The following is a 13,814-nucleotide window of genomic DNA, read 5'->3' on the forward strand; positions in this document are numbered from 1 at the left end:
AAGAACTGACAAAATTTGTTTTGAGACAATCCCTGGGTTATCTCAAAACCAAAGTTAACTTAAAAAGTGAGACAACCCCAGGGGTTGTCTCACTATTGAAAATAAGCACCTAATTTATCAATCATCACTTGTGCATCCATTGAAAGGTCATGGAACAAGACATGTCCATCTGGGCGTAAGATGAGTGTACTTCCTTTTTCCATACCAATACCAAGATCCAGATGGCGGTGGACATCATAAATGATTGGTAAAGCCTCTTCTTCTAAATGGAGTGTACCGCCACGCGCGACGACAAACACTTTCATCATTCCTGGATACACAGACTCTACCAGTTTCTTGAAGGTTTGCGCATAGTCAATCAGCTCGCGTTCATAGCAGTCAATGTAAATCAGGCAAACAAATTCATGTTTTTGTACGAACGGATACAATCGCGCCGTTGATTTGCCTTCAAAGAACAATTTTTGGTCAGGCACACGCTGTCCAGCTTGTATGGCCTTGCGTGACAATCGTTTATCTCTAAACTCTTTGTTACGCTTCACTTTATGGTATTCATGATGAATATGCGAGTAGTAGTTTGCCACGAGTGGCTGTACCCAATTTTGACTGAGTACGGCTTTTCCTGCCCAGTTCCGAAGCTTTCCGATGACCCCAGTCTGTTCAATGGCTTTCAATTCAAGTGTTGTATCCCGAATAACTTCTTTTGCAATCGGATAACGTTCTTCATTGTAACTCGCTAAGAAGGAATCTTTTGCATACCCCTTCAATACGAGATCCATCTTCCAACAAATATTTGAAGCGTCTTCAAGCCCTAGATTCATCCCTTGACCACCAAGTGGATTGTTGACATGCGCAGCATCGCCTAGGAAAAACACGTTGCCAACACGGTAATCGGGTACTTGACGGTGAGCTGTCTCAAATGTACGGATCCACTGTGGGACTTCGACACGATAGGGAACATCGAGAATGCGATCGAGACTTTCTTGCAAGGCTTCGAGTGGCATTTCTTTTGGCGCATTCTTCCCTTGGCGAGCCCGGTCCATCCCTACAACGCGATACGTACCGTCTTTGTATGGGAATAAGGCCACAGCACCTCGATCATTCAAATGCATATTGATGAAAATTTCATTCAGCCCTGGAATCTCGACGTCAGAAGTGAAGAATGTGTATCCTTCATCCGCTCCAATAAAGGGAAAATCCAAGTAGTGACGTACTTGGCTTCGGACGCCATCACAAGCTAACGCATATTTCGCAAAATAACGTTTTTCAACACCATGGTGAATGGCGGTCACAAAGACACCGTCATCGTTCTGTTTGATGTCGACGACTTCATGCTCCATATAAATTTCTGCATCTTGCGCCGCAAGATTCGCCACAAACAGTTCTTCAATTTCATTTTGCGGCAAAATAAAAAGATACGGATAGCGACTCTTAATATGGTTTAGCTCGACGTAAGAGGGATTTCTCCCTGCCAAGTGCATTTTCATTCCTGGCCCCGGGTAGCCTCTTCGTAAAAAGAGTTCGTGGATCCCTAAAAATTCTAATAGCTCGACAGACCGTGCTTGGATGCCGAGTGCTTTGGATAATTGGGTCGGACCGGAGCGTTTTTCTAAGCAGATAAAGTCCACGTTTCGTTTCTGGAACTCATTCGCTGCCATCAGCCCTGCTGGCCCTGCTCCGATAATCAGTACGTCTGTTTTGATCACATCTGTCATGTGCGCCGCTCCTCTCTCGTCCAGTCACTTCTAGTATAGTCGCAACACCGCTCCAAATGCGACTTACGTGTTTCCTATAGTGTACCCATTCTGAGAAAGGACTAACGCATTGGCTTCTGAGAAGTTGTGACGAGTCTTTGACGAACTTACCGTCACAGAGGTATTTTCTGCATATTTATCGCACTACTCTGACAATAATCCTACTATTTTACACGGAATAAGGCGTGGTCTATAATTAGAGGCGTTGTGTAGAAGTATACATACATTTGATAGGAGCATGGAACATGATTGATGTACAACACATCACAAAGCGTTACGGCGCATTTATAGCGATAGACGACGTGACGCTCACGATTCCAAAAGGAGCCATTTACGGGATCATCGGAGCGAGTGGTGCTGGGAAGTCGACACTATTACGGATGATGAATCTTTTGGAGAAGCCTGATAGTGGTCGTGTGAACGTGGGAGGTCAGAATCTCACTGCACTTTCTAGCAAAGGTCTTCGGGAAGCACGGAAATCCATTGGGATGATTTTTCAACACTTTCATCTTGTGGCGAATAAGACGGTCCGAGACAATGTTCGTGTCGCGCTCGAACTTGCGCGTTATCCAAAACGGGATCAACTCGCTCGTGTTCAGGAATGCCTGCAATTTGTAGGTCTTCAGGAGATGGCAGATAAGTACCCTGCTGAACTGAGTGGTGGACAGAAGCAGCGTGTGGCGATTGCACGAGCTCTTGCAACAAACCCATCTGTCCTACTTTGTGACGAACCGACCTCTTCACTTGACCCTCAGACGACAGCAGAAGTGTTGGCCGTCTTAAAGGATATCAACGAGCGCCTGGGGATCACGATTGTGATTGTCAGCCATGAGATGGACGTCATCAAAAGTATTTGTACAGCTGTGACAGTACTTGAGAACGGGCATATTTATGAGTCGTTTACACATGAACCACATGGTATCAAGACGCCTGGAAGCTCGTCTGCATATTTTGTAGAGCAGTTGAAAGGAGTTCCTCGCGATGCCTGATGTTCTTGTGCAGTACCAAGGAGAAATTATCCAGTCAATTGGCGAGACGTTTTATATGGTCGGTGTTTCGATTCTTTTCGCTGTTTTGATCGGACTTCCAGTCGGGACATTCTTATTTTTATGTCGCAAAGGCCAGTTGCTTGAAAACCAAGCGGTGTTCTCGACGCTGAACTTGCTCGTGAATAGTACGCGTTCCTTCCCGTTCTTATTACTCGTCGTCTTTTTGATTCCGTTCACGCGACTCATCATCGGCACAGCTATTGGTACAACGGCGGCAACGGTCCCTCTCGCTATCATTGCGATCGCGCATTACTCGCGGTTAGTAGAGCAATCGTTGCTCGATGTTCCACGCGGCGTATTAGAAGCGGCGGTTTCAATGGGCGCATCTGTTCGGGAAATCATCACGAAATTCCTGTATGTGGAAGCACGGTCTAGCCTTGTGATGGGGCTCACGACATCCATCATCAGTTTTATCTCGTATTCGACCATCATGGGCGTCGTCGGTGGTGGCGGTATCGGAGACTTTGCAATCCGCTACGGCTACCAACAATTCAAGACAGACCTCATGACGTATATGATCATCATCATGGTTATCCTCGTCCAGCTCATCCAGTTCAGTGGTATGACGCTTGCGAGATGGCTTGATAAACGCTAAATCACCTTAGGAGGAAACACACATGAAGAAATTACTCGCTTTAGTAGCAATCCTTGTCCTGTTCCTAGCAGCTTGCGGAAACAATGATGAAGCAGCTCCAGCAGAAGACGCTACAGAAACGAACGAGACTACTACTTTAAAAGTAGCTTCTCTTATCCCGCCAATGACAGAAATCTTAGAACTTGTGAAACCAACACTTGCAGAAGAAGGCATTGAACTTCAAGTGGAAGTGCTTGGCGACAACGTGCAACCAAATGCAGCGCTTGCAGCTGAGGAAGTAGACGCTAACTTCTTCCAACATGTGCCGTACATGGAAGAGTTCAACCGTTCGAATGATGCCAACCTTGTACCCATCACACCCATCTATTTCGCAAACTACGGTGTCTATTCAAAAGAGTTTGCTTCTATTGAAGAATTACCAGAAGGTGCAACTGTAACCATTGCCAATGATATCTCAAATATCGACCGCTCACTGTCACTACTTGCACAACATGGTGTAATCACGCTAGGTGAGAAGCAAGATAACTACTATACACAAGCAGATATTACTGAAAACCCAAAGAATTTGGTGTTCGAAGAAGTCGATCTCTTGATGCTTGCGCGCACTTATGATGATGCAGATGCTGTTGTGATGACGCCAGCTTATGCAGCACCACTGGGCTTGACACCGAAATCTGATGCGCTTCTAACAGAAGGGACAGATAATGATTTCGCTATCACACTTGTTGCGCGTGAAGACAACAAAGACGACGAAGCGATTCAAAAGCTTGCGGAAGTCATGACAAGCGACGCAGTTCGTGAATTCTTAGAAGAAAACTATGACGAGACAGCGATTCCCGCTTTCGAATAAGACAGCAAAGCTCCCACATCCAGTTTGATGGATTGGGTGCTTTTATGTTGAGTGCTGCTCTAGTACTTCCACAATTCCTTGAAATGAATACTTACGGAGTACAACGTCCACTATAAAATCTTCTTCAAACTTCTGATCATCAAATCTAAGTTGAAGTCCATTTAATCTATAAAATAATGAAGTTGCTAAAAGAGCGGTTCTTTTATTTGCATTATGAAAGCAATGATTTTGTGCTAAAGATTCTAATAGAGCAGCTGCTTTTTCATGTATAGTCGGATAGGCCTCATTTCCAAAGGCACTTTGATAAGGTCTATTGAGAGCCGAATCAAGTAAGTGATGCTCTTTGATACCAATTAGTTCGTCTGGTGAATGTTCATCAATTACTCGTTTATTTATCAAAATCACCATTTGAATTGTGACCTTCCGAGTCATCGATTAACTAATCCTTTTAAAGCTTTTTCATGAGCTTCCATTTCTTCATCTAAAAATTGAAAAAAGTCCTCCGTGACACCTTCAGGTAAATCTATTCGCTTAGGTAACTTTTTTAGAATTAATTGATTTCCTTCTTTTACGATTTGTACATCGTCACCTTTTGAAACTCCAAGGTCTTCAAGCATTTTATAAGGAAGCGTGACACCAAGAGAATTTCCAAACTGTGTAATACGTCTTTCAATTGAAGCCATTATATTCACTCCTTCCAGTTATAACCGTTAGTACATTATATCATTTAGATTAGTATATGTCTTGTTCAGCAAACTATCACTGTTTTCTACTTTTTTTTACTACTAAATACTTCTGTCTAAGTTAAGACATAAACATCACCTTTATGATCCGTAATTTCTTCTTCAAAAACTAGTGATAGGCTGGGTGCTTTTTTGTTTAATCATATTCAATGCTTTCGCCAGAGACCACTAAATGTTTGTCCGCCGCTTTATCAATAAATCGCCAAACTTCACTATCATTGATTGATTCATCAGGAAAAACTTCAAGCAAATAACCATTAGTAAATACTATTTTTAATCCTCTGAAGCTATCACTCTCAATTTCTTTAACTGTAAATGTAGAGTTTAACTTCCGATTAAACACATCTGTCAATTCATCAAATCGATTTGACCCTATTTCATCCAAATCATATTCTTCATCTTCATCAAACTTACTGTGAGGGTAGTACATATCCCTGAATGTAAGTGTTAGTTGATTCGAATAGGATAGTCTCCAACTACATTCAACATGCAAATAAAATTCATTTCTTTCATCCGGGTTTGTCTTCTTACCAAAATAACACCAGAGCATATTCGCAGCGCGACCAATTTTATATAAGCGTTTGTTCCTGAGCACATTCATAATTTCTGTGATTTCTTTTTCGGTGTTTATATTAGTTTCCTCCTAAACGAGTTCAATTAATTGAGTGATTCAAAATACTGCTCAGGATTTGTGATTTTCTTCTCAATAAAGATTTTGGACCAAGCACTAATCTGTTCAATATAGGACTCTTCATCAACATCGGGTAATACATCAAGTACCTTTCGAAGAGACCCTTCTTTATTGACCTGATGTATATCCAAATCTGTCACTACTGTCATTTGAACTTCACCATTTAATGAAATTATTGCTGTAACTTGCTTCTTAACTAAATCAACATATATATACTTAATTTTTATACCAGTAGGTTTGAAAGTAGTATATCCTTGATTTTGATCCATTGAGTCATCTCCAAGCGATTTTTTCGTTCTCTATACTGCTATTTATTCTCAAACTAATTTCTAGACACATGAAATGGAAACAACCCCCAAGAGGTACCTGGTACCCAAACAATTCCAACACAATTTATATTCACCCACTTTCTAACGTAAGAATGCGGGTTCAGATTGCATATCCTGTGAATAGTCATGAATGTCTGAATTGTTTTTGGGACAGGTACTTTTGAAGTTACTGAAGAGGTCCATATATATCGAGCAATTCTCCAGAATGTGCATCCATTACCACAGTGATTTCCATAGCGTTATCTATCACCGTAATTTCCCATTCTTTTTTATTCCGGATTTTGTTCAAGCCGCCGTTGCTCTCAATTAGAGCGAGCTCTATATCTCCACCAAAGTTTTCATCAAACCCTACAAACGTAAGAGAGTTTTCCCACTCTGGCAGAGGAGATTGCAGATATTTCTCTGCATACTTGATAGCTTCGTCACTAGTAAGTATGTTTGATTCATAAAACACACTTCCAAACCCCCATGCCCCGACTACTAAAATCCCTATGATCAATACTAGTTTTTTCAAATAAACCACTCTCTTCTTGTATCTGCATCCTCTATATACATTTTTATCCATGCAGATAGTTTACCATATTGATTTTCTTGAATGGTTTAATTATTTTCTAGCTTCTCCCACTTCTCTATAAACGCTTCCATGTTCACGCTTACCTCTTCCTTACTAGGCGCACTTTCAAGCAATTCCGCCTGACTATACAACTTCCCACCTTTTACAATCGCATGAATCTCTTGCGTCCATTTGATATCTTTAAGTGGGTTCCCCTTCAAAATAACGAGATCTGCCATCTTGCCTTCTTCGATCAATCCAATATCCGTTAAACCGATAGATTTCGCTGCCTTTGATGTTGCTGCTTGTAAAGCTTCTAATTCTGTAAACCCGATTTCAACAAAGAGTTCTAATTCCCTGTGAAGCGCCATACCAGGATACGTGTGTAAAAGGGCGGGGGTATCCGTTCCTGCAACGACTGTTCCTCCCATGTCGAAATAAGCCTTCGCAATCTGCTTCGTCAAATTCCCCACAACTGCCGTTCGTTCTTTTATCGTATCGATGTACCCTTCATTTCTCTTCCACTCCTGCATAAACACTTCTATGTTTCGCACCGACTCTATCACTTGATTAGGAGGAGACCAAACGTCTGGAAAGTTAAGTGCCTGATCAAACAACACCATCGTCGGACAGAGCTTCACTTGGTGAGCGAGCATCAACTGACACAGTTCTTCTACCTTCTGCTCGTTATGATGATTCCAGTCAATGAAGTGCCACGGTGCTTGATCCACCACCGGACTCCATCCCGGATAGAGTGCCTGTGCCATCCCGGACACGTGCTCGATCCACGTGACCCCTGCCTCAATAGCATCTATAGCTGTCAGGTCTTTAGAATTGATCAAATCAATGGCCAGTTCTAGATTGTTTTTTTGTGCTTCGTCTACTGCGGCTTCCATCACATCACGCGCAATCCACCCGTATAATTTCACAAACTTTGCGCCAGCAGCTGCTTGTCTGCGTACTTCTTCACGGGCTGCTTCGGGATCATCAGTCACAAAGTTCGCATAGCTCGTCTCACCCCATTGCCCCGGAAGTCCGTCAATCATCCGGTCTGATGCGTAAACTCTTGGTGTCGGTGCATCTGGACTAGCTTGAATAAGTGAATCTAACAATAGGACGTTCCCCGCTGTATTTCGTACCGTCGTCACACCAGACGCTACAAAATGTTGTGCGTATCGCTCATGAGTATGGCAATGCATATCAATCAGTCCTGGAATCACATAGAGCCCTTCTACATCTATTGTTTCTACGTTTTCAGGAAGAGTATCTTCACTTCGGAAAATGCGCTGAATTCGAGTCCCCTCAATTAGGATTGTCCCTCTGTAAGACTCTCCAGTTTCTACATCAAGAATCGTCCCATTAGTTACCAGTTTATTCATTTTCAAGTCCTCCTACTGACTAGTTTTCTTTTAGTGTATAGTGGAGAACAAACAGTACATTATTTTTCTCATATAGTGGAATTTTAGAAAGTGAGGATGGTGAATTATATGTACGGAATCACATTGCGCACGGTTCGAAAGAAAAAAGGGATTACACTTCAAACATTGGCAACAGGTGTCTGCTCTGTTTCTTTCTTATCAAAGTTTGAACGCGGGGAATCGGATATCAGCCTCCACTTGATGACACTGCTGCTCGAAAAACTCATGATCAGCTTTGAAGAATTTCTATTCATCCATCACGACTATTCGCTCAATCAAGTTGAGCTATTCTTCAAACAAGCTGATACACTTTATTTGGCTAGAGATTTGGATGGATTAGCCCTTTTAAAAGAAGAACAACTAATAAAATGGCAGACACATGGGCTAGGAACGCACATCAATAATGCACTTTTATTGGAAGTATATGAAGGCATTATAGGTGAAACACCAAAATCTGAGGAAGTCCAAAGAGTGAACGTACAACGCCTCTCAGACTATTTATTTGGAGTGGAAGAATGGGGCTATTATGAGTTGTCTCTGTATAGCGGAACAATGCTACTCCTCGAGCCAGATATGGTCATTACCTTATCAAAAACGGCCTACTTTAAAAGTGTACGGTTCAGAGAGTACGAAAAAATAACGACGTTGGTCATCTCTGTGCTCTTGAATACAGTCATTTATCTACTTGGCCCCGTCAATCGGTTCAATGAGCCATTCAAGTATACATCTGAACTGAATCAGTTTTTCAATTTCCTAGATGAAATTACTAGTCCGGAGCAACGTCTGATAGAGAGATTACATGTGAACTATCTGAAGGGTATTTTTCAAATGAGAGTTGGACGAATTGCAACAGGTACAGCTGAAGTAGAGTCAACCATCCAACTTTTACATCAATTGAAAGCCCCCAAGCTTGCAGACAATATTGCGCATTACTTGAAACAGATTCAAAAGCATATGTGATGGTACTATACTTCATCCAATACGCATGGGTTACGGGAGGTTTAAAATGATTACTAATTTCTACACTTGCCCTTGCTGCGGCTATAAGACTTTGGAAGAGCCGCCAGGAAGTTTTGAGATTTGCCCTATCTGTTATTGGGAAGATGATACTCTTCAGCGAGAAGATCCATTTTATACAGGTGGTGCAAATGAGGAATCTTTATACGAAGCACAACAAAACTTCTTAAAGTTTGGGGCTTCAAGCGAAAAGTATTTAGAATTAGTCCGAAAACCCACCCCGAAAGATCGGAAAGATATAGGCTTTCAACTTATCAAAACGTGAGAAAACTTTATAGAAACAAATTCTGTGCATCTTTAAGGCTATGTTCATCCACCCACTCCTGATGCTTTTCATACAGCGGTCGCAGTGTTTCACGATTTGCTGCAATCACTTCGCAACCTCGGTCGTCATAAATGAAGAAGAGTGCATTTCTCGTAAGGTTAACGAAAAACACATCTGGATAATTCCGTCTCTTACTTGAACGAAAATTCGGCTTTAGTGGAAAATCTTCGTTGCATGCAGCTTGACTGAGATAATAAGAATTCAAATCTCGCGTTCTACATTTCAGATGATACTGAGCGATGTACATTTCATCTTCCTCTTCCTCATCAAGTAAATATGGAAGGTTCTTCACAGTAAGCTGATAGAGTAATTCTTTGTTTTTCAATCCTCTTTTGTAAACTTTAAACGGCCTATTCTTATCCTTCGAATCTTTAAGTTTATAGACATTCGTGACCAGTACCATGTCATCTTCTCTCGAGAAAATTTCATTAAAAATGGTAGTTGCTTGCGTGTAAACTGTCTCAAAACGACACCTGTTCAATCTTCCTCTTTGATCAAACTGGTAGATGTCTTCCCCATGTTCAAAATGAAGTCTTGTTTCCCATTGAAAATAAAGGCTCGGTCGCAATTGCAACCCTGGAAACGTCTTCTGCATGTATTCATCTAAATCAAACAGTTCTTTCACTCCTTTTGCTAAGTAGTTAATTCAATATCCTCCCAAGCTTCATCACTGATCACCCATTCGAGAGCGTACTGTCTCCAGTACGCGACAAGCTGAATACGAGCTTGATCTTCTGCATTTAATTCTTCAAATGCTCTTCCGTCTACTAAGAAATCCTTATGTTCACCTTTAACCAGATTCATCTTTTTCACTATTTTTAAATAGGCGTCTCCAAAAGTTGACACTATTACTTCTTTTACGGGATGGGTACTAAAAACTGGATTGTTTGACTCTTTAGTTCTCCAATGCCAGAGTATCGCTATTTCGTTTTGTAGATACACGTCTTCCCTATCTCTCAGCTCACTTTTCAAAAGTAAATTTTCTAATGAATGATTTCCTCCGATTTCTAATATAGGGTGAAAATCTTCTATCACAAAATCCTTGTAGCTAGATAACGTGTCTATAAATCCTAGAGACCAAAGAAGGGGTTCTACTGCTTCATATTGAATCTGCTTCGAGAGTATTTCACTCGTGTTTCCTTTCCCCACTTCCTGTTCAACTAGTCTTTTTTCTTCTGAAGTTAAAAAATCACTATATCCTTTATCTATTATCCATTGATAAATTGCCTTTCTCTGGCCTTCTCTTTGTTCTAGTGAATAGGTAATCCCCTCAATGGTGCCTTTTTCTAATGCCGCTCGGTCAGATAAGCACACTAAGAGAATAGCTCGAATTATAATTTCTTCTGCTCGTTTCATAGATACTTAGAACCCCCTTCTTTCATCTCTTTATCTACTGGAAAGCTTAAACGCAAAATTTTATTATCACTATTTACTAAAAATCAAAGTCGGTTAAATCGTACTTAATCTTGTTATCTACGTAGTCAAATTCGCTATTCCCAATGACCTTCTGCTCGATCTCATGTTGAATAGCCCTTAGACTTTTCTCCTCAATACCGTATCGTTCTAACAAAAGTACTATTGCATCAAAGTAGAATTTTATATAGGGAACTTCTTGACTAGGTGCAGATGTGATTTCATCATATGGCAACCAGAGAGCCCAGGTGATGATTTCTTCCTTTTTGTCTAAACCTGGACCTTTCGCTTCAACCTCAACAGTCTTAGAACTCGTAGACACCATAAGGCTAATGTATTCGAATCCTTCTTCTTTGGGAGGAAGCCTTAGTTCTGAACTAATCTGTTTATTCAAAGCTTTTTCGATTTCTATATCAATTTTATAACTAACTGAGAAAAAACAATTTACTTCTGCATACAGGCTGCTTGTAAAGAATTGCATGTTCTATCATCTCCTAACAGATGCTATTAGAAAGATTTTATGATTTACTAGTTTCTCTGTATTTCGCAATTGAAAAGTAAACCACTTTCGCAATCATTAAGTAAGCCACTAAAAATTCACTGTATCCTTGAAACGTACAAGTGGGCTTTATTTGGAGAAGTGAGCATGATAGCGTAGTATAAGGCGTGAAACTATGTGGCAAGCCTTTCACGAGAGATTCATGCTCACAGAGGCTCCATGTCAAGCCTATTAACACATAAAATCAATTACAGCTCGCGTGCACAGAGTGGCAAACAATTTGAGTAGCTTTTTGGCTTACTTTTCAGTTGCGAAATACATTTCTCTTTAAATCATTCTGAGCAATCCTTTGAAAGTCTTTCATCTTATGTGAGTAATACTTTTTTTCAGTAAACGTAACATCTCTCACTGCTTCAAGATAACTTAAATCCCCATCTCCAACATCAGTATTCCAAAGGCAAATGTGGTTCAAGTTCTTCATTTTTTTTACGAAGCTTAAATTTGGAATTTCACGACTTGAATCAATTCTTAAGTCTTCTAGGAACTCCAATGCACCAAGACCCTCATATGAATGGATGTTAGGACAGTTTTGAATATCTATCCCTTTTAAACTAGAGCTAGCGGTAGATACTTCATCTAATTTTTTGAAGTTTCTTAAGTAATATAAGTTTAAGGATTCTAATGACTCTAGGTTGGAAATACCTTCCAAGTGCTCAATAGAAGATTGGACCAAGGTAAGCTCTCTTAGATTCTTCAAAATAGCTAGTTCTGTCACTCCTTTTGATTTCGGTCTATACCCGCTAAGTGAAACTTTCTCTAATTGTTTGCAGCTATTTAAATTGAGCACGTTCTTGTTCCAACCAATATATAGTTTTTTTAAATTTTGCATGTAGGACAAATCTAATTCTGATTTTGGTGAATCCGAGTATAGTGCCCTAATATGATCCGCTTCGTAGAGAGCAGTAAAATCCGTAATCTCGCAATCCACATTATTGACTTCAGTTATGCTTGGACAAAACCTGAGGAATTTCAAATCTGTTTCTTTGTAATACCAGCTATTCAGTTGAACGTTCGTCACCATATCATTAGTGTTGATGTACTCGATGTAATCTTCCATTTTGTCACTTTCAATCATGACAGTATTTTTATCTCTTTTTCTAATCCTTCTCATAAATTCACCTCGTCAATCCTCAAAGCTTTCTCTTGTATACTTCCTTACTAGATCAATTCTTCACCAAATTTTATAAACTAGTCTTCTCATAGAATCAATCTCTGTATCGAATTCCAACCGCAAATCCGTCTCGCGTTTTTCCATATACATAATATAGTTTTGTAGGCTTTCTAGAAAACCATTAGTATCATCGTTTAAAACTTGATAATGTGTGTTATCCCATTGGTCAATAAGTGCCTGGTCGATCTCCTCAAGACTTGATTTACCAGACTCGCTGAGCAATTCATCAAACTTGTCGGTTATCTGATCAACTGATTCTATAATCAATTCACACCAGTAGACCTCCATAATAAAGTCTCTCCCAATGAAATAAGGTGTGATTATCAAACTTTCCTGATTGCCTAGAGGTTTACAAATAGTCGGTAACAATCTAAGCTCTGCTAAGGTGAAATAAACCTCTCCCATATATAAGTAGCCGTTCGTTAATCTTTTTAATTCACTTAAGCATCTTTCAGCAAAACCCACTTCTTTCCCCCTCACCTCTATCTAAACGGTTTATAAATCGTCAAATTCACTTTCTCTTCCTCATCCGAATTCTGGATACCATCAAAATGATCATGATAACGCGGGTCCTCTGTATCATACTCCGTAATTGCTAGAAGATATTTCCCCAATTCTCGAAACGCTCGGTTGCTGCCTTGCAGTTGAAGATCAATTCCACCATTCTCTACAAAATCATCTGACTCAAAATCGTAAGTAGTAGATGCAAAGACGTCGATAAATAGTTCATCTAAATGCTTTGGCGGTACAACATTCCCTTCGAATATTCCTTTTTTCACATCCTGCTTTCCTTTATAAAACTCCAGAGATAATGTAACCTCTTTTTTAATTTTCTTCACTTTGCTCCCCCTATACCACCATCATTTTACAAGTATTCTTAGTATACAAATTCTTCCTTACAATTTATAGAGGATGTAAGCACTTAATTTTTGGAGGTACTATACTAATTTAGCTTAAAGAAAAAGGACTTCCGAGTGGAGGTCCTTTTTAGCATCTTTAGTTACCTGGCAGTATTCACCCAATAATCATCTACATAATTCCCGTTATCGGTTTCGAAGAAGCATTTGTAGTAGCCGATTGAGTCGTGAAGATAGTACACCTGTAAACATATTTCGACATACTGATAGTTTTTTACAAATGCAGATGTAGTTTTCACGTATGCGTCTTCAAGTTCAGTACGAACTCGGCTCTGATCATACTCTACAATTTCTGGACGGAAACCCTCTGGATCATTTTCCAAGCATCCTTCGATATAGTTCTTACAAAATTCTGTGGCCTGATTAATCTTGTCATGTTTGGTGAGCCAAGAGTTTAATTCTTCTTCATTCATTGCAAGTCTCCTAATTACTA

The 13,814-nt window shown here is 40.2% G+C and carries 19 protein-coding genes; 5 read left to right on the forward strand and 14 right to left on the reverse strand.

Translation table 11 applies throughout. The features are described from left to right. Positions 1-92: 92 nt before the first annotated feature. Complete coding sequence (locus tag AB5N96_RS08010; RefSeq protein ID WP_204589421.1) at positions 93-1,712, reverse strand: FAD-dependent monooxygenase; 1,620 nt, start codon at positions 1,710-1,712, stop codon at positions 93-95. Between the two features lie 284 nt (positions 1,713-1,996). Here AB5N96_RS08010 and AB5N96_RS08015 point away from each other — a divergent pair, with 284 nt between their 5' ends. Genes AB5N96_RS08015 through AB5N96_RS08025 form a run of 3 tightly spaced genes read left to right on the forward strand, consistent with a single transcriptional unit; the run spans position 1,997 to position 4,245 of the window. After that, positions 1,997-2,740 (forward strand): methionine ABC transporter ATP-binding protein, encoded by a 744-nt coding sequence (locus tag AB5N96_RS08015; RefSeq protein WP_499705181.1) that lies wholly within the window; start codon positions 1,997-1,999, stop codon positions 2,738-2,740. After that, complete coding sequence (locus tag AB5N96_RS08020) at positions 2,733-3,395, forward strand: methionine ABC transporter permease (RefSeq protein ID WP_204589419.1); 663 nt, start codon at positions 2,733-2,735, stop codon at positions 3,393-3,395. The genes AB5N96_RS08015 and AB5N96_RS08020 overlap by 8 nt, the downstream gene beginning before the upstream one ends. Before the next feature lie 22 nt (positions 3,396-3,417). Next, positions 3,418-4,245 (forward strand): MetQ/NlpA family ABC transporter substrate-binding protein, encoded by an 828-nt coding sequence (locus tag AB5N96_RS08025; RefSeq protein ID WP_499705182.1) that lies wholly within the window; start codon positions 3,418-3,420, stop codon positions 4,243-4,245. A 42-nt stretch (positions 4,246-4,287) separates the two neighbouring features. Here the strand turns inward: AB5N96_RS08025 and AB5N96_RS08030 are convergent, their stop codons facing one another. The 6 genes from AB5N96_RS08030 to AB5N96_RS08055 form a co-directional block, all read right to left on the reverse strand. Further along, positions 4,288-4,677 carry a type II toxin-antitoxin system death-on-curing family toxin gene (locus AB5N96_RS08030; protein ID WP_499705183.1) on the reverse strand — a complete coding sequence of 130 codons (390 nt, stop codon included), beginning with the start codon at positions 4,675-4,677 and terminating at the stop codon, positions 4,288-4,290. Continuing rightward, positions 4,674-4,928, reverse strand: a complete 255-nt coding sequence (locus AB5N96_RS08035) for an AbrB/MazE/SpoVT family DNA-binding domain-containing protein (protein ID WP_499705184.1) — start codon at positions 4,926-4,928, stop codon at positions 4,674-4,676. Before AB5N96_RS08035 ends, AB5N96_RS08030 begins: the two co-directional genes overlap by 4 nt. Positions 4,929-5,124: 196 nt before the next feature. Further along, positions 5,125-5,589: a hypothetical protein gene (locus AB5N96_RS08040; protein ID WP_499705185.1), complete on the reverse strand. Its 465-nt coding sequence runs from the start codon at positions 5,587-5,589 to the stop codon at positions 5,125-5,127. A gap of 56 nt (positions 5,590-5,645) precedes the next feature. Next, complete coding sequence (locus AB5N96_RS08045; protein ID WP_499705186.1) at positions 5,646-5,948, reverse strand: hypothetical protein; 303 nt, start codon at positions 5,946-5,948, stop codon at positions 5,646-5,648. A 226-nt stretch (positions 5,949-6,174) separates the two neighbouring features. Then, the gene (locus AB5N96_RS08050; RefSeq protein WP_499705187.1) at positions 6,175-6,522 is read right to left on the reverse strand and encodes a PepSY domain-containing protein; all 348 of its coding nucleotides are present in this window, start codon (positions 6,520-6,522) and stop codon (positions 6,175-6,177) included. Between the two features lie 86 nt (positions 6,523-6,608). Next, positions 6,609-7,940: an amidohydrolase family protein gene (locus AB5N96_RS08055; RefSeq protein WP_499705188.1), complete on the reverse strand. Its 1,332-nt coding sequence runs from the start codon at positions 7,938-7,940 to the stop codon at positions 6,609-6,611. 108 nt (positions 7,941-8,048) lie between these two features. Between AB5N96_RS08055 and AB5N96_RS08060 the strand changes: the two genes are divergently transcribed. Continuing rightward, a complete protein-coding gene (locus AB5N96_RS08060; RefSeq protein ID WP_499705189.1) occupies positions 8,049-8,939 on the forward strand; it encodes a helix-turn-helix domain-containing protein in 891 nt (296 codons plus the stop codon). A gap of 46 nt (positions 8,940-8,985) precedes the next feature. Then, positions 8,986-9,261: a CPCC family cysteine-rich protein gene (locus AB5N96_RS08065; RefSeq protein WP_499705190.1), complete on the forward strand. Its 276-nt coding sequence runs from the start codon at positions 8,986-8,988 to the stop codon at positions 9,259-9,261. Between the two features lie 7 nt (positions 9,262-9,268). On the opposite strand, the gene AB5N96_RS08070 is transcribed toward AB5N96_RS08065, so the two are convergent. The 7 genes from AB5N96_RS08070 to AB5N96_RS08100 all read right to left on the reverse strand — a co-directional run bounded on the left by AB5N96_RS08070 (position 9,269) and on the right by AB5N96_RS08100 (position 13,794). Further along, positions 9,269-9,946, reverse strand: coding sequence for a DUF3885 domain-containing protein (locus tag AB5N96_RS08070; RefSeq protein ID WP_499705191.1), 678 nt, complete (start codon positions 9,944-9,946; stop codon positions 9,269-9,271). An 8-nt stretch (positions 9,947-9,954) separates the two neighbouring features. Beyond that, a complete protein-coding gene (locus tag AB5N96_RS08075) occupies positions 9,955-10,677 on the reverse strand; it encodes a DUF4272 domain-containing protein (RefSeq protein ID WP_499705192.1) in 723 nt (240 codons plus the stop codon). A 76-nt stretch (positions 10,678-10,753) separates the two neighbouring features. Beyond that, a complete protein-coding gene (locus AB5N96_RS08080) occupies positions 10,754-11,215 on the reverse strand; it encodes a hypothetical protein (RefSeq protein WP_499705193.1) in 462 nt (153 codons plus the stop codon). A 322-nt stretch (positions 11,216-11,537) separates the two neighbouring features. Further along, entirely contained in the window at positions 11,538-12,404 is an 867-nt protein-coding gene (locus tag AB5N96_RS08085) for a leucine-rich repeat domain-containing protein (RefSeq protein ID WP_499705194.1), read from the reverse strand. 60 nt (positions 12,405-12,464) lie between these two features. Then, positions 12,465-12,929 carry a hypothetical protein gene (locus AB5N96_RS08090; RefSeq protein WP_499705195.1) on the reverse strand — a complete coding sequence of 155 codons (465 nt, stop codon included), beginning with the start codon at positions 12,927-12,929 and terminating at the stop codon, positions 12,465-12,467. Positions 12,930-12,946: 17 nt separating this feature from the next. Then, a complete protein-coding gene (locus AB5N96_RS08095) occupies positions 12,947-13,303 on the reverse strand; it encodes a hypothetical protein (protein WP_499705196.1) in 357 nt (118 codons plus the stop codon). Positions 13,304-13,464: 161 nt separating this feature from the next. Then, positions 13,465-13,794, reverse strand: coding sequence for a hypothetical protein (locus AB5N96_RS08100; protein WP_499705197.1), 330 nt, complete (start codon positions 13,792-13,794; stop codon positions 13,465-13,467). Between the last annotated feature and the right edge of the window lie 20 nt (positions 13,795-13,814).

This window comes from Chryseomicrobium imtechense (assembly GCF_041475995.1).
In the GTDB taxonomy this organism is placed as follows: domain Bacteria; phylum Bacillota; class Bacilli; order Bacillales_A; family Planococcaceae; genus Chryseomicrobium; species Chryseomicrobium aureum.

Excerpts from the sequence above, each read along its gene's own strand:
- AB5N96_RS08020 (WP_204589419.1), top strand. The coding sequence starts at position 2,733 with ATGCCTGATGTTCTTGTGCAGTACCAAGGAGAAATTATCCAGTCAATT.
- AB5N96_RS08060 (WP_499705189.1), top strand. The coding sequence starts at position 8,049 with ATGTACGGAATCACATTGCGCACGGTTCGAAAGAAAAAAGGGATTACA.
- AB5N96_RS08045 (WP_499705186.1), bottom strand. The coding sequence starts at position 5,948 with ATGGATCAAAATCAAGGATATACTACTTTCAAACCTACTGGTATAAAA.
- AB5N96_RS08025 (WP_499705182.1), top strand. The coding sequence starts at position 3,418 with ATGAAGAAATTACTCGCTTTAGTAGCAATCCTTGTCCTGTTCCTAGCA.
- AB5N96_RS08030 (WP_499705183.1), bottom strand. The coding sequence starts at position 4,677 with ATGACTCGGAAGGTCACAATTCAAATGGTGATTTTGATAAATAAACGA.
- AB5N96_RS08040 (WP_499705185.1), bottom strand. The coding sequence starts at position 5,589 with ATGAATGTGCTCAGGAACAAACGCTTATATAAAATTGGTCGCGCTGCG.
- AB5N96_RS08035 (WP_499705184.1), bottom strand. The coding sequence starts at position 4,928 with ATGGCTTCAATTGAAAGACGTATTACACAGTTTGGAAATTCTCTTGGT.
- AB5N96_RS08055 (WP_499705188.1), bottom strand. The coding sequence starts at position 7,940 with ATGAATAAACTGGTAACTAATGGGACGATTCTTGATGTAGAAACTGGA.
- AB5N96_RS08080 (WP_499705193.1), bottom strand. The coding sequence starts at position 11,215 with ATGCAATTCTTTACAAGCAGCCTGTATGCAGAAGTAAATTGTTTTTTC.
- AB5N96_RS08015 (WP_499705181.1), top strand. The coding sequence starts at position 1,997 with ATGATTGATGTACAACACATCACAAAGCGTTACGGCGCATTTATAGCG.
- AB5N96_RS08085 (WP_499705194.1), bottom strand. The coding sequence starts at position 12,404 with ATGAGAAGGATTAGAAAAAGAGATAAAAATACTGTCATGATTGAAAGT.
- AB5N96_RS08075 (WP_499705192.1), bottom strand. The coding sequence starts at position 10,677 with ATGAAACGAGCAGAAGAAATTATAATTCGAGCTATTCTCTTAGTGTGC.
- AB5N96_RS08100 (WP_499705197.1), bottom strand. The coding sequence starts at position 13,794 with ATGAATGAAGAAGAATTAAACTCTTGGCTCACCAAACATGACAAGATT.
- AB5N96_RS08065 (WP_499705190.1), top strand. The coding sequence starts at position 8,986 with ATGATTACTAATTTCTACACTTGCCCTTGCTGCGGCTATAAGACTTTG.
- AB5N96_RS08010 (WP_204589421.1), bottom strand. The coding sequence starts at position 1,712 with ATGACAGATGTGATCAAAACAGACGTACTGATTATCGGAGCAGGGCCA.